13 protein-coding genes are annotated in these 15,933 nt (G+C 38.7%); 1 reads left to right on the top strand and 12 read right to left on the bottom strand.

What is annotated here, in order from left to right:
• Positions 1-54: 54 nt before the first annotated feature.
• Genes PI85_RS11290 through PI85_RS11270 form a run of 5 tightly spaced genes read right to left on the bottom strand, consistent with a single transcriptional unit; the run spans position 55 to position 5,739 of the window.
• Complete coding sequence (locus tag PI85_RS11290) at positions 55-1,878, bottom strand: oligopeptide ABC transporter substrate-binding protein (protein WP_036123843.1); 1,824 nt, start codon at positions 1,876-1,878, stop codon at positions 55-57.
• A gap of 16 nt (positions 1,879-1,894) precedes the next feature.
• Positions 1,895-2,794 (bottom strand): ABC transporter permease, encoded by a 900-nt coding sequence (locus tag PI85_RS11285; RefSeq protein ID WP_036123841.1) that lies wholly within the window; start codon positions 2,792-2,794, stop codon positions 1,895-1,897.
• Between the two features lie 35 nt (positions 2,795-2,829).
• Positions 2,830-3,792, bottom strand: coding sequence for an oligopeptide ABC transporter permease (gene opp4B / locus PI85_RS11280; RefSeq protein WP_008173810.1), 963 nt, complete (start codon positions 3,790-3,792; stop codon positions 2,830-2,832).
• A 1-nt stretch (position 3,793) separates the two neighbouring features.
• On the bottom strand, positions 3,794-4,729 hold the full coding sequence (locus PI85_RS11275) for an ATP-binding cassette domain-containing protein (RefSeq protein WP_036123838.1): 936 nt from the start codon (positions 4,727-4,729) through the stop codon (positions 3,794-3,796).
• A complete protein-coding gene (locus PI85_RS11270; RefSeq protein WP_036123835.1) occupies positions 4,726-5,739 on the bottom strand; it encodes an ABC transporter ATP-binding protein in 1,014 nt (337 codons plus the stop codon). Before PI85_RS11270 ends, PI85_RS11275 begins: the two co-directional genes overlap by 4 nt.
• A gap of 744 nt (positions 5,740-6,483) precedes the next feature.
• Between PI85_RS11270 and PI85_RS11265 the strand changes: the two genes are divergently transcribed.
• Positions 6,484-7,272 (top strand): MBL fold metallo-hydrolase, encoded by a 789-nt coding sequence (locus PI85_RS11265; protein WP_036123831.1) that lies wholly within the window; start codon positions 6,484-6,486, stop codon positions 7,270-7,272.
• Positions 7,273-7,345: 73 nt separating this feature from the next.
• Here the strand turns inward: PI85_RS11265 and pyrE are convergent, their stop codons facing one another.
• The 7 genes from pyrE to PI85_RS11230 are packed head-to-tail and all read right to left on the bottom strand — an operon-like array spanning position 7,346 to position 15,933.
• Positions 7,346-7,975, bottom strand: coding sequence for an orotate phosphoribosyltransferase (gene pyrE, locus PI85_RS11260; RefSeq protein ID WP_036123829.1), 630 nt, complete (start codon positions 7,973-7,975; stop codon positions 7,346-7,348).
• Positions 7,976-7,978: 3 nt separating this feature from the next.
• Complete coding sequence (gene pyrF / locus PI85_RS11255; protein ID WP_036123826.1) at positions 7,979-8,683, bottom strand: orotidine-5'-phosphate decarboxylase; 705 nt, start codon at positions 8,681-8,683, stop codon at positions 7,979-7,981.
• On the bottom strand, positions 8,683-9,594 hold the full coding sequence (locus PI85_RS11250) for a dihydroorotate dehydrogenase (protein WP_036123823.1): 912 nt from the start codon (positions 9,592-9,594) through the stop codon (positions 8,683-8,685). Before PI85_RS11250 ends, pyrF begins: the two co-directional genes overlap by 1 nt.
• Positions 9,591-10,364, bottom strand: a complete 774-nt coding sequence (locus PI85_RS11245) for a dihydroorotate dehydrogenase electron transfer subunit (protein ID WP_036123821.1) — start codon at positions 10,362-10,364, stop codon at positions 9,591-9,593. Before PI85_RS11245 ends, PI85_RS11250 begins: the two co-directional genes overlap by 4 nt.
• Before the next feature lies 1 nt (position 10,365).
• A complete protein-coding gene (carB, locus tag PI85_RS11240; RefSeq protein WP_036123818.1) occupies positions 10,366-13,563 on the bottom strand; it encodes a carbamoyl-phosphate synthase large subunit in 3,198 nt (1,065 codons plus the stop codon).
• Entirely contained in the window at positions 13,556-14,656 is a 1,101-nt protein-coding gene (locus tag PI85_RS11235) for a carbamoyl phosphate synthase small subunit (protein ID WP_025113869.1), read from the bottom strand. The genes carB and PI85_RS11235 overlap by 8 nt, the downstream gene beginning before the upstream one ends.
• Positions 14,656-15,933 carry a dihydroorotase gene (locus PI85_RS11230; RefSeq protein WP_036123815.1) on the bottom strand — a complete coding sequence of 426 codons (1,278 nt, stop codon included), beginning with the start codon at positions 15,931-15,933 and terminating at the stop codon, positions 14,656-14,658. The genes PI85_RS11235 and PI85_RS11230 overlap by 1 nt, the downstream gene beginning before the upstream one ends.

Genomic DNA, 15,933 nt, shown 5'->3' with positions numbered 1-15,933 from the left:
TTTTGAAAAAAACAGCCTTTCTTCTATCAAGAAAGACTGCTTCTTCGATACCAATTATTTTATTGGAGCATCTGCTGTTAATTCAATATCTTGCAGTTCTGTAGAATTTCCATATTCCACATTATAGTTTTTCACGCGTTTATTAACAGGTATAACTTCTGTACGGAAGAAAGTCGGTACTACCATTGCTTTTTCGCTCATATATTCTTGCCAAGCTCTAAATGCTTTTGTACGTGTATCTTGATCCATAGCCTCTTCTGAGTCAATAGCGTCTAATAATTTTGTTAATTCAGGAGATACATAGCGGCTAAAGTTAAACTCAGCACCTTCACCATATAAACCTTTTGGAGATGGATTTGTTCCAGTTCCCCATGCAGCTTGATACATATCGATTTCTGGATCATCTGCTTGAACTTTATCATAGAAAGCGTTGAACTCGATAAGACGACCAGTAGTTAATTGTACGTCTAAGCCTACTTCTTTCCAGTTTTGACGGAAGTATTCAACAATCGCTTCATCTGTTTCTGAACCAGCCATTGAAGCTAAGCGAATAGAGAATTTCTTCCCATCTTTATCTTCACGAATGCCATCACCGTCAACATCTTTAAAGCCAGCTTTATCTAATAATTCTTTTGCTTTTTCAGGATCATAATTATAGCCTTCTAATGTTGAATCGTAGAATGATGTAAATACTGGTGGGATTAAAGAATTTCCGCGCTCACGTAAGCCTTGATAGAATTTTTCTGCAACACCTTCAACATCCATTGCAAACGCAACAGCTTGACGTAATTCAATACTATTCATTTTTGACTTTTCATCAAATACGTTTACTTTATTTGTTGTATCATATTTTCCTAATTTAAAGCCGATATAAGAATATGATAATTCTGGTCGACCTAATATTGCTAAGTTTTGTAGATCCTTAATACTATCGTACTGATTAGTTGGATATGATGTTGCAAGATCATATTTCCCTGTTCTTAGTGCTTCACCAATTGAAGTTGGTGGAACAACCTCAAGTACAACTTTATCAACTTTCGGTTTACCTTTATAATAGTTTTCATTAGCAACAAACTGTACTGACTCACCATTAACGACTTTATCAATTTTAAATGCCCCAAGTGTTACAGGATTTTTACGCACTGCATCTGAAGCAAGTAAATCTTTCACTGGGATCGATTCTAATTGATGTTTAGGCTCTGCATACGCCCATAAACCATCACCAATAGAGTAAATAGCTGGTGATACTTTTTTAAGTTGGATTTTAATACTCTTGTCATCAACTTTTGTAATACCTGAAATTGTATCTGCTTGACCATTATGATACTCTTCTGCACCAACAATATTTTTAAAATCATCATCATAGCGAACACCTGTATAATCTGGATGACCAATTAGCTCGTATGGGAAAATTAAATCATCAGCAGTTAATGGTGTACCATCTGACCATTTATAATCACCTTGAATTGTAACTGTTGCTGTTTTTGCCTCAGCATCAACGTCTAATTTTGCAATACCTTTGTCTGTAACAAGGAAGTTCCCGTCTTGTTCAAAAAGTACATTTGAAGCGAATGCTAGAATTTCTGAATCATAAGCATCCTCGTATAGTTCCCAGTTAAAAATACCTTGGAATGGAGAGCTTGTTACAAGTCCTACGCGTAAAGTACCACCTTGGATTGCGTCTCCTTCATTTGTTACCTCCATTGGTAATAATGAATCTTTCGTTTCTTCTGATTCGCCTGCTTTTTCTGTTTCACCTGATTTTTCTGTGTTATCAGTTTCCGTGCCTTTTTCAGACCCATTGCCTCCACCACTGCAGGCTGCTAAAACTAGCATGAATGCAAATAGAATGGACAAAAATAACCAATTCTTCTTCATGTGTAAATCCTCCCCTTTATCCTAATCGTTGTTTTGCGTCAGCTGCACGTCTTAACGCTTGACCGACATAATTTATACCAAGCATCAATACTAAAATTAATAATGATGCGGGCAACCAAATCCACCATTTTGAAGATAATACTATTGGGTTTGTTGCATAGCTTACTAGCGTCCCTAAGCTAGGTGTAGATGGCGGTAAACCAAAGCCTAAGAATGATAGACCCGTTTCAATGCCCACATTTCCTGCAAAGTTTAACGTTAATTCTACTATTAGCAACGAACTTAAATTTGGTAGTATCCCTTTAAACATAATGGCAAAATCACTAGTCCCCATTGTTTTGGAGGCACTAACATAATCTCTACGTCCTTCAGATAAAGCTTTACTTCTGACGAGACGCGCAGTCCCTATCCATTGAAAGGCACTTAAAATCAAAATCAACTCAAAAACACCATATTTCGGAAGAATTGTAACTAACACAATAATAATCATTAATGTCGGTAATGTCATAAGGAAATCAATGATACGCATAAATAAATTATCGATGAAGCCGCCATAATAGCCCATTATAATACCTAGTGCGATCCCTAAGGCATTTGCAATAAGGGTAATAGCAACTGCAATTAATATAGAATTTTTCGCACCGATAATTAGCTGTCCATACATATCGCGACCAGCCTCATCAGCCCCAAGAATATATCCATTAACACCAGGCTCTGTAAAACGCTCTAATAATTTAATCCGTAATATTTCATCCTGATTCATAAAGGCGGACATAATCAATATTACAATTATAAGCAAAGTTATTCCAATAAATGACAATAACGCTAATTTATCTTTTCTGAATTCACGTATCACGACTTGAATTCCTGTTGGTGGCATACTTTCAACTTTCACTACATCATTTTTTTGCTCCATTTTATTCACCTCTCCTTATGCGTTCAATGTAACTGTTAGTCTATGCGGATACGTGGATCAACAATGCTCATAATGATATCTGACAATAGACTACCTAATAACGCTAAGAAGCCATAAAGCATAACAAGAGCTGTAATAACACTGTAATCACGACTTGTTACGGAATGGATGAATAATTGACCCATGCCCGGGAAGCCAAAAATTGTCTCTATGAAAATCGAGCCGCCTAATAAACCTGTAATTGTAAAGCCAAGGAAGGCCGCAATTGGTAATAAAGAGTTACGGAAAATATGTCTTCTATAGATTTTTTTCATCGGTACGCCTTTACTACGAGCTGTCTTAACATAATCCTGTGTTTTGGCATCAATAATTTCTGAACGTAAGTATTGAATAATCGTCGTTGTCGCTAAAATGGCATACGTCATTGCAGGTAGTATTAAGTGATACAAGCGATTCCAATAATACTCGAGCGTTCCAGGCTCTACACCTACATCGACTGTTCCACTCGTCGGAAACCACATTAAACGATAGCCAAAAATATATAAGAAAATTAAGCCCAATACAAAGGTTGGTATTGCATAGCTTATAAAGCTATACAGAGTAATCGACTTATCATACAAAGTATCCTGCTTACGTCCAGCTATCATTCCTAAAGGGATAGCTATTAAATAAACAAGGATGGTACTAAGTAGGGCAAGCCAAAATGTGTTTAATGCACGCTCGCCAATCAATGAGGACACTGCAAGTTTATATGTATAGCTTTGTCCAAAATCACCCTGAAAGGCATTGATCACCCAATGATAATATTGTACATACCATGGATCATAATAACCCGCTTGAATTCTAAGTTCTTCTATACGTGCAGGGTCTGTTTCTGGTGTAATTAACCCTGTAAAAGGATCACCAGGCATTTGTTTTGCTAAAATAAAAATAATTAAGCTTAGCACAAACATTTGAGGAATCATTAAAATTACTCTTCTAGCTATTGTTTTCCACATTTCACATTCCTCCTGACATTGCAACCATATGTGTGTCTGAAATGGATTTCAGTGGATAGACTTTTCCATGCTCATCATAGTATTTATGTTGCTCTTGTTGATAGTTTCCTTCTACTTGTTGTCGAACTAATTTACGTTCATTCCTAGTCTCTGGTTCGATATTTGGAATGGCTGATAAAAGTCGGTTCGTGTATATATGCTGCGGATTTTTATAAATATCATGTCTTGTACCAGTTTCCACAAAGCGTCCTTTATACATAATAGAAATGTGATCACACATATGTTTAACAACGCCTAAATCATGGGAAATGAATAAGTACGTAAGTCCATACTCATTTTGAATATCTTTCATAAAATTCAACACTTGTGCCTGTACAGATAAATCAAGCGCTGAAACAGGTTCATCCGCAATAATCATTTTAGGGTTACAAGCAACCGCTCGCGCAATGCCCAGACGTTGCTTTTGACCACCTGAAAATTCATGGGGATACTTTAGTAAAACATCTTCTGACATCCCAACAATAGCAAGCAACTCTCTAATGCGTTTGCGTTCCTCCTGGTCACTAAGCTTCATAAAATTACGAATAGGCTCGGCAAGAATATCGAGAACGCGTTTTCTAGGATTCATACTGGAATGAGAGTCTTGGAAAATCATTTGTATGTCTCTGTTATAAGCAGAATCCCTTTTTCTCTGCTGATTTGTCACATTTTCACCCTCATAATAAATTTGACCTGAGGTGATTTTTTCTAAGCCAATGATCGCTTTTCCTGTTGTTGATTTACCTGATCCTGATTCTCCGACTAGCCCATATGTCTTGCCCTTTTCGAACTCCATTGTTACGCCATCCACTGCATATACTCGATCAACAACGGTATTAAAAAATCCACCACGTATTGGATAGTGAACACTTAAATCTTTAATTTGCATAAAGCTCATACAGTCCCGCTCCCTTCTTCACCTTCGAAATGAAAGTGTTTCCAGCAGGTACATCTCACAAAATGTCCTGGTGCAATTTCATGTAATTGTGGTTTTGCTTCGTGTGAAGATGTATCAATCCACGGAATACGTCCTGAAAAACGACAACCTTCTCGAGGTAAATTAATTAAGGATGGTACCATTCCTTGAATAACCTCGAGTCTTTCATTTTCGCTATGTGTTTGTGGAATTGAATTTAATAGTGAACGAGTGTAAGGGTGCCTTGGATTATTGAATAACTCCTGAACGGGCGCCTCTTCTACGACTTCACCAGCGTACATAACTACAACTCGGTCAGCCATCTCTGCTACAACACCTAAATCATGCGTAATGAGAATAATGCCTGTCTCAGTCTCAGTCTGTAATGCTTTTAAAAGGTCCAGAATTTGGGCCTGTATTGTAACATCTAAAGCTGTTGTTGGTTCATCAGCAATTAAAATAGCAGGCTTACATGATAAGGCGATTGCAATCATGACACGTTGACGCATTCCCCCGGATAATTGATGAGGAAATTGTCTAGCTACACGTTCTGGGTTTGCAATCCCAACCTGATTTAGTAATTCTAATACTCTTTCACTTCGCTGTTGTTTTGAAAGCTTTGTATGATAGATTAACCCCTCTTCAATTTGTTCGCTAATTCTCATTAAAGGGTTAAGTGCTGAAAGTGGGTCCTGAAAAATAAATCCTATATCATTACCACGTAAGTTATTAAATTGTTGGTCATTCAATTTAGCTAGATTTTGATTATTATAAAAAATATCACCAGTAACCTTTGTATTTACTTCATTGTGCAAGCCTACAATAGTAGTCGCTAACGTACTTTTACCACAACCGGATTCTCCGACTATTGCTAATACCTCATTTTTTTGAAGTGAAAGCGAGACATCATCTACAGCAGCGTGGTATGTATCTTTTATGCGAAAACTTGTAGTCAAATTTGTTATTGTTAGTAAGTCTTTTGCTGTATTCAAACAATCTCTCCTCTATAATTCAATATTCTGAAAATACAAACGATACTTTATATCAGAATTATATTTAGTTTTTCTCTCTTCTCCTCTCGTTTTTATTTTGGCAAATGTGATTTTAATAAATTTTTCGCCTTCAACTCGTTATCCACTAATAGAATTATCTGAAAATTAAACTGTGCTATTATTTTAGCTAGAAAACATGTATAAACGCAAGTCCCTTTTTCAAATTTTTTCAATCCAGCTTATAAATTTCCACCAGACATCTCCCTTTTAAAAATAATTTTTATATATTTTGGTTGTAAGAAATATTTTACTTTACCTTTACAAAGTTATAATTTTCACAATTAAAAATTATTGAAATATAATAAAATAATTCATGTCATATATTTATATTTACAAAGAAAATGCTTTTAATCTCAAAGAAACAAGTAATTTAAAGCAAAAAATTAAAAGTTAACTTTTAGGGTAAAGTTATATTTCACACATTTTTACTTTCAATGAATAATTTTGGGCGTTGAAGTGCTAATATTTCAAATTACTTTGAGAAAACAATTTAAAGCTTTTTATTTTTGGCTATATACCATACTTCTTAATTATTCCGAATTGACAAATTTTTATATAATATTCAATATAAAAATACTATTTAGAATATTTTTAAAGGAAATTACATGTTTTTATGTTAAAATTTCCAATGACAAAGTTTTATTATATTATTTTTTAATTCAGCATAAGGAAAGGTTGTCTGTGATGGCAAAAATTAATGATGCATGGTTTACAGTAGAAGAAATCAATAATGAAACGTATGCTATAAGTGAATATGGTCATTGGGAAAAAGTGCATTCTTTTTTATTGCTTGGGGAAAAACGTGCTGTTCTCATTGATACAGGTCTTGGGATCGATAATATTCAAAGGATTAGTAAACAATTAACCTCTCTGCCTATTACTGTGATTACAACACATGTCCATTGGGATCATATTGGTAGTCATGGGGCGTTTGATGATATTTATGTTCATAAAGAGGAAGTTGATTGGCTAATCCATGGTATTCCTAAATTATCTATCGAACAGATTAGAACGGATGTTGGACGTAATATTACGTTACCCACACCCAAAACATTTAATCCATCTCACTACAAACCTTTTCAGGGACAGCCTTCAGGTGTATTAGAAGATGGCGATGTTATAAATATAGGGAACCGAAAATTATCTATTCTCCACACGCCAGGGCACTCTCCTGGCCATATTGCGCTTTTGGATCATAAATATGGTTATTTGTTTACAGGGGACTTACTATATGATCATGCTCCTATTTATGCATTCTTTCCAACTACTAGCCCTGAGGATTTAGTCCAATCTTTAGAGAAGATAGCTAACTTATCTTCTCTTACTAAAATTTTTGGTTCACATCATACATTAGGTCTTGACCCTTCTATCTTATTAGAGGTAAAAAAGGCAGTTATTACACTTCGAGAAAATAATCTAGTACACTTTGGGACAGGTATACATCGTTTTAATGGTTTTAGTATTCAATTTTAAATACCCTCTCCCTATTTAAATAGGAAGAAAAAAGCTGTTCTACAGGTCAAATAACCTGTAGAACAGCTTTTCATTATAGCTCTCCAGCCTTTAATTTTGCATGCCACTCTTTTAAGAATGGAATATCATCTTCTTTAATCGCACCTGATTCATTTGCTGCTTCAATCAGATAATCGAAATTAGTTAATGAGACATATTGGATGCCTGCTTCATCAAATGCTTGTTCAGCTCTTGGGAGATTATATGTGTAGACACAAACAACTCCTAGTACTTCACAACCTGCTGCACGTAATGCTTCAACTGCCGTGATCGAAGAACCACCTGTTGAGACGATATCCTCTACTACAACTACTTTTTGACCTGCTGCGTATTTTCCTTCAATTTGATTGCCACGGCCATGTTCTTTCGCTTTAGAGCGTACATAAACCATTGGTAATTCTAAAATATCACTTACCCACGCTGCATGTGGGATACCTGCTGTTGCTGTACCTGCTACTATTTCCGTCGCACCAAAATTTTCTTTAATTACAGTTGCTAAGCCGTTTGCAAGTTGTTTACGAATAATAGGGTCCGAGATTGTTAAACGTGTATCACAGTATATAGGTGATTTAATACCAGATGCCCATGTAAATAATTCAATTGGATTTAATTCTACAGCACCCACCTTTAGCATAGCGTGTGCAATTTCATTTTGTAATGTCATTATTTATGCCTCCCATAATTCACTTACGATTTTATATGCCGCTACTGGATCCTGTGCACCTGTTACAGCACGTCCAACAACGATGAGTGAAGAACCATCACGCTTTGCCCCATCCGGTGTAGCAATACGTTTTTGATCGTGTGCTGCGCCACCTGCTAAACGAATCCCAGGTGTTACACGAAGAAAATCATCACCACACACTTCAGCTATTGCCTTCGCCTCGTGTACTGAACAAACGACACCTTGTAAGCCAGCTTGTTTTGTGAGACGTGCATAATGTAGAACAGATTCCTGTAAGGATAAAGCAATTCTTTGCTCTGCCTGCATTTGCTCCTCTGTTGTGGAAGTTAATTGTGTTACGGCAATTAATGCTGGACATTCCTTGCCAGCAGATGTTCCGGCTTCTAGACCTTCTAGGGCAGCCTCCATCATTGGACGACCACCTGCCGCATGGACATTCACTAGATTTACTCCTAGTTTTGCTAAGCCCTTCATAGCAGAGCCTACTGTATTCGGGATATCATGCAGTTTTAAATCAAGAAAAATATCATGACCTAATTCTTTTACTTTTCGAACAATATCAGGTCCTTCTTGCATATATAATTCCATACCAATTTTCACGAAAAGAGGCTCATGGAAGTGCTTTAAGAAATCGAATACTTCTTTTTCTCCTGGAAAATCTAATGCTAGTATAGGTTTAGTATTCATTAACGATGGCTCCTTCCAATAATATCTGTTATATGTTCTACTCCAAGGGCATCAAGTTTTGCTGGTAATTCATCAATAATATTTGGGCAAACGAAGTGGTCTACAAAATTTGCTGTACCTACTGCTACAGCCGAAGCACCTGCGGACATAAAATCAATGACATCCTGTGCTTCTGTCACACCTCCCATGCCAATTATAGGAATATTGACTGCCTTGTATACTTCATAAACCATTCGGATAGCTACGGGCTTTACAGCAGGACCCGATAGACCACCTGTGCCATTCGCGATGACTGGTTTCCCTGTCCGCTCATCTAAACGCATACCTATTAATGTGTTAATCATTGTTATACCATCTGCGCCACCCGCTTCCACAGCTAAAGCAATGTCTACGATATTCGTTACATTCGGTGATAGCTTCACATAGACAGGAACAGTGGATACAGCTTTAACCGCTTTAACAAGCTCTCGTGCTGTGGCAGGGTCTGTCCCAAATTGAATGCCACCACACTTAACATTTGGACAAGAAATATTCAGCTCTAAAGCTTGGACATTAGATGCTGCCGAAATACGTCTTGCTACTTCTACATAATCCGCAGTCTCCGTCCCGGCCACATTGGCGATGATTGGCACATCATAGCCCTCTAAAAATTTTAATTCCTCATTCATCACTTTTTCAATGCCTGGATTTTGTAGGCCAATTGCATTTAACATCCCTGCTGCTGTTTCAGCTACACGCGGCGTTGGATTACCTGCACGAGTTTCAACTGTTGTTGCTTTAATCATGATTGCCCCTAGCTTAGATAGATCGTAAAGCTGTGCATATTCACGTCCAAAGCCAAAGCAGCCGGAAGCTGGCATAATAGGGTTTTTCAAATCTAAACCTGGTAATTGAATGTTTAAACGACTCATAATGCCACCGTACCTTTCGGGAAAACTGGACCATCAGAGCATACTTTGACATAATCTTTTGCTACTTGATCGGTTGTTTTGCAGACACATGCAAAACAAGCACCAATACCGCAGCCCATACGCTCTTCAAATGATAAAAATCCTTCTTTTTCTGGATAGAAGCCTTCAAGCGCTTTTAACATTGGTAGAGGACCACAAGAATAAAAGACATCGAATTCAGGTGCTCGGGACTCTAACACATTTGTCACAAAGCCTTTTGTCCCTTTAGAGCCGTCAACCGTTACATAGTGCGTTTCTCCAAGGGCACTGAATTCTTCCTCGTAGAAGCATACATCTTCCGTTTGAAAGCCGAGCACATGTATTGTTTTAACACCACGTGCGTTTAATTGCTTGGAAAGCTCGTGTAGTGGAGGCACTCCGATTCCTCCACCAACTAGCAGGGCTGTTCCTCCCTCTTTTACTGCGTCTACTGGGAAACCATTGCCAATTGGCCCAAGGACATTGACCTGTTGACCTTCACGATTTGTCGCTAACACTTTTGTACCACGACCCTCAGCACGGTAGATCATTGTAAATTCATTGTTGTCTTTATCTATATTTGCAATACTAATCGGTCGACGTAAAAGCGGCTCCAATGAATCCGACACCTTTACATGGACAAACTGGCCAGGAGTCATATCCTGAACCAGTTGACCATGAAGTGTCAGTTCGAAAATGTTTGTCGCAATTTGCTTTTGAGAGACGACCGTCATTTTCTCTTGACGTATCATATTAATGTACTACCTCCGCTTTTGGCATTTCCTCTGCTGTAAATGTCATAGATTCGATGACACGTACCATTGCTTCTGCTGTATCTAATGATGTGAGACAAGGTACGCCATTTTCTACTGACTCACGACGGATTCGGAAACCATCTCGAGCTGGTTGCTTACCTTTTGTTAATGTATTAACAACAAGCTGAGCTTCACCATTTTGGATCAAATCAATCAGAGTTTGTCCCTTCGCACCAATCTTGCCAACGACATCTGTGCGCACTCCAGCTTCTTCAAATGCTTTTGCTGTTCCTTCAGTCGCTACAATGCGATAGCCTACTGTTGAGAAACGTTTCGCTAATGCGATTGCTTCTTCTTTATCCTTATCAGATACTGTAAACAACACTGTTCCTTCTGTGCGAATTTCCATTCCTGCTGCAACTAAACCTTTATAAAGTGCTTTTTCTAAAGTTGCATCTTTGCCCATTACTTCCCCAGTAGATTTCATTTCAGGGCCTAATGTTATATCTACACGGCGTAATTTGGCAAATGAGAACACCGGAACTTTCACAAATACACCTTTTTGTTCAGGCGCTAACCCTGTTGGATAGCCCTGCTCGACAATTGATTTCCCTAAAATAGCTTTCGTTGCAATATTAGCCATTGGGATATTTGTAATTTTACTTAAGAATGGTACTGTACGTGATGAACGTGGATTCACCTCGATGACAAATACTTCACCTTGGGAAATTACATATTGAATGTTCATTAAACCAACGATTCCAAGACCTTGTGCAAGACGTGTTGTATAGTCTACTAATGTATCCTTTTGATGCTGTGTTAATTTCTGTGGGGGATAAACTGATATAGAGTCACCAGAGTGTACCCCTGCGCGCTCAATATGTTCCATAATACCTGGGATTAATACATTTTCTCCATCACAGATAGCATCTACTTCAATTTCCTGACCTGTTAGATAACGGTCCACTAAAACTGGGTGATCTGGAGATGCTTCCACTGCGTTCTCCATGTAGTGCTTTAACTCTTCTTGATTGTAAACAATCTCCATCGCACGTCCACCTAGCACATAGGAAGGACGAACAAGTACTGGGAAGCCTAGACGCTCACCAATGGCAAGTGCTTCCACTGTAGAAACCGCTGTTTCACCCTGTGGCTGTGGAATATCTAAGTCTCGTAAAGCTTGTTCGAATTTATCGCGGTTTTCTGCACGGTCGATATCCTCTAGAGAAGTTCCTAAGATTTTCACACCATTTGCAGCTAACTTATCAGCAAGATTAATCGCTGTTTGACCACCGAATTGAACAACAACTCCGATTGGCTGTTCTAAGTCGATAATATGCATAACATCCTCGATTGTTAATGGCTCAAAGTATAATTTATCAGAAATTGAGAAGTCCGTAGACACTGTTTCTGGATTTGAGTTGATAATGATCGCTTCATAGCCAGCCTCTTGAATGGCCCATACTGAATGGACAGTAGCATAGTCGAATTCTACCCCTTGCCCGATGCGGATTGGTCCTGAACCTAGTACTACTACAGACGGTTTTTCTGACTTAATCGATTCGTTTTCTTCCTCGTATGTGCCGTAGAAGTAAGGTGTTTCAGATTCAAACTCTGCTGCACATGTATCAACCATTTTATAGACAGGAATAATTCCATGTTCTTTACGATATGCGTAGATTGCTTCTTCTGTCGTGTTCCAAAGCTCAGCAATTTTCTTATCGGCAAAGCCTAAGCGTTTTGCAGTACGTAGCACTTCTTGATCATCTTTATGGTCAACTAGCGTTTGTTCCATATCTACAATGTTTTTAAATTTATTTAAGAAGAATAAGTCAATGGCTGACCATTCATGGATTTGTTCAATTGTCACACCACGGCGTAATGCTTCCCCGATGAAGAATAAACGCTCATCCCCAGCCTTACGGATACGTTTTTCGATCCAAGAATCAGAGTTGTCTTCAGCATGCTTTAGCTCTAAGTGAACTTGACCTGTTTCAAGTGAACGAACCGCTTTTAACATCGCTTCCTCGAATGTACGGCCTAGCGCCATCACTTCACCAGTAGCCTTCATTTGCGTGCCAAGGTTACGTTTAGCTGATTCGAATTTATCGAATGGCCAGCGTGGGATTTTAGCGACAATATAGTCTAGAGCAGGCTCAAAGCAAGCATATGTTGATCCTGTTACAGGATTTTTAATTTCATCTAATGTTAATCCAACTGCAATTTTTGCTGCTAGCTTGGCAATTGGATAGCCTGTTGCTTTAGAGGCTAAAGCAGAAGAACGTGATACACGTGGATTTACTTCAATTACATAGTAGTTGAAGCTATATGGATCTAGTGCTAGCTGTACGTTACAGCCACCTTCGATTTTTAACGCTCGGATAATATCTAATGAAATATTACGTAGCATTTGATTTTCACGATCTGATAGTGTTTGAGTCGGTGCTACTACAATCGAATCACCTGTGTGAATTCCTACTGGGTCAACATTTTCCATATTACATACCACAATGGCATTATCTACTGCATCTCGCATTACTTCATATTCGATCTCTTTATAGCCTGCAATTGATTTTTCTAGTAAGCATTGTGTTACGGGTGAATATTTAAGGCCCGATGTTACGATTTCCTCTAAATCCTGATCATTGTAGCAAATACCGCCGCCTGTACCACCTAGCGTGAAGGCTGGACGAACAATAACAGGATAACCAATTTTGACTACAAACTTTTTCGCTTCGTCTAAGGAATGGATAATATCAGACTCAGGTACTGGAGCACCCAATTCGTACATTAAGTTACGGAATAAATCTCGGTCCTCTGCTTTATGAATAGCATCTAGTTTTGTTCCAAGAATTTCTATACCAAGCTCATCTAAGATGCCCGATTGATCTAATTCAATCGCCATATTAAGACCAGTTTGACCACCAAGGGTTGGCAAAATAGCATCTGGGCGTTCTTTACGTAAAATGCGAGAGACAAAATCAAGAGAAATCGGTTCGATATAAACTTTATCCGCAATTTCTGTATCAGTCATAATTGTGGCAGGGTTTGAGTTGATTAAGATAACACGGTAGCCCTCTTCTTTTAATGACAAACAAGCTTGTGTTCCTGCATAGTCAAATTCTGCTGCTTGTCCGATGACGATAGGGCCTGAGCCGATTACTAAAATTGTTTCAATATCTGTACGTTTAGGCATGTTGTTTCCCCTTCCCTGCTTCTACTTCCATCATTTCGATAAATTCATCAAATAAGTGGTTTGAATCTTCTGGTCCCGGTGATGCTTCTGGGTGGTATTGTACTGTGAAAATCGGATATTTTTTATGACGTACACCCTCACATGTACCGTCATTTAAGGCGATATGCGTTAATTCTAAATCAGTATCTTGTAATGATTCGATATCGATAGCGTAACCGTGATTTTGAGATGTTAAATCTGTACGACCTGTGCGTAAATCTTTTACTGGATGATTACCACCACGGTGTCCAAATGGTAGTTTAAAGGCTTTCGCTCCACTCGCTAACGAAAAGATTTGATGACCTAAGCAAATACCGAACATTGGCACTTTTCCGATTAAGTTACGTACTGTTTCGATACCTTCTTGAACATCTTCTGGATTTCCTGGCCCGTTTGATAGCATGATGCCATCTGGATGCCAAGCTAAAATTTCTTCAGCTGACGTATTATAAGGAACGACTAGTACATCACAATCACGTTTATTTAATTCACGAAGAATGCCGTGTTTCATACCGTAGTCAATTAAGACCACTCGTTTACCTCGTCCAGGTGATGGATAGGCCGCTTTTGGCGATACTTCACGTACATGATGTGTTATAGCTGGTGTCGCTTGCAGTTGTGCGATAACCTCACTCACATTTACTTCTTCATTGGCTGCTGTCAAAATCGCCTTTACTGATCCTTTACTACGAATAATACGTGTTAATTTACGCGTATCAATTCCCTCAATACCAGGGATATCTTTCGATGTTAAATAGTCATCTAATGTTAAATCGCAACGGAAGTTAGAAGGCGTTTTAGCTAGTTCGCGTACGACAAATCCACGTATAGCTGGCGTAATGGATTCAAAATCATCTCGGTTAATGCCGTAGTTTCCTACCATTGGATACGTCAATGTAACGATTTGACCGTAGAATGAAGGGTCTGAAATTGTTTCTTGATACCCTGTCATACCTGTCGTAAATACAACCTCACCCTGTGAAGCACGATCACTCCCAAATGCTGTACCTGTAAATACTGTGCCATCCTCTAAAACTAGTAAACGTTTTTTCATTACTCTGCCTCCTGATATACGATATTTCCTTCAAAAATGGTTAGTACTGGCCAACCTTTTGCAACCCAACCGTTAAATGGTGTATTACGTCCTTTTGATACAAAGCCTTCCGCATCAATTGTTTGTTCTTTTTGAATATCTATTAAAATCATATCCGCTGAAGCACCAACTGCTAATGTGCCATATGGTAGATCAAAAATTTCAGCTGCTTTCACGGACATCCAGTCTATTAATTGTTTTAAAGTCCATTTCCCTGTTTCAACAAATTGTGTATAGAGTAGTGGGAAGGCTGTTTCGAAACCTACAATGCCAAACGGTGCCCCCACCATACCACAGCATTTTTCTTCCACTGTATGTGGCGCATGATCTGTCGCGATACAATCGATAGTCCCATCAAGTAGTGCGGCATGTAACGAATCTTTGTCATCAGCCCCACGCAATGGTGGATTCATTTTCCAGTTCGCATCATCGGATGGAATATCCATTTCTTCTAGTAATAAATGATGCGGACAAACCTCAGCAGTTACACGAATTCCGGCTGCCTTTGCATCTCTTACCGCACGAACAGATTCTTTTGTTGATACGTGACAAACATGGTAGCGTGCACCTGCAGCCTCAGCAAGCAGTACATCTCGTGCAATTTGAACGGATTCGCAAATGGAAGGAATCCCTGGAAGTTCAAGCTCCTTATTACGCTTTCCTTCATGCATAACCCCATCATAAATTAATGAATTGTCCTCGCAATGCGCTACAACTACCATATCGTGCTGGGCAGCATCCTTCATTTGCTCATACATAGTTGAAGCAAGCTGAATTCCTACGCCATCATCTGAGAACGCTACAGCTCCATGCGCCTTTAACTCCTCCACATTTGTTCGAACTTCCCCAGAAATATCCTTTGTTAGCGAACCGTATGGGAGTACACGAATAACAGCACTTTCTTTGATCAGCCCATTAATAAGCTGCATGTTTTCCACTGAATCTGGGACGGGCTTTGTATTTGGCATGGCGCAAATTGTCGTAAAACCACCTTTTGCTGCTGAGGCAGACCCTGTTGCGATTGTTTCTTTATGTTCAAAGCCTGGCTCTCGTAAATGTGTATGCACATCGACAAAACCTGGTGCTACAATAAAGCCTTTACCCTCAATGACCTCTGCACCTACGACCATTATATCTTGGCCAATTGCTGTAATTTTTCCTTCAGCCATGGCGATATTGACTGTTTGCAGCTCACCTTGTTCATTTAACATTTGCACATTTTGAAGTACTTTTGTCAT

The sequence above is a fragment of the Lysinibacillus sp. A1 genome, from assembly GCF_000801965.1.
Taxonomy (GTDB): domain Bacteria; phylum Bacillota; class Bacilli; order Bacillales_A; family Planococcaceae; genus Lysinibacillus; species Lysinibacillus fusiformis.
Note: the sequence above shows the minus strand (reverse complement) of the source record. Positions and strands in the feature narration are given on the sequence as shown.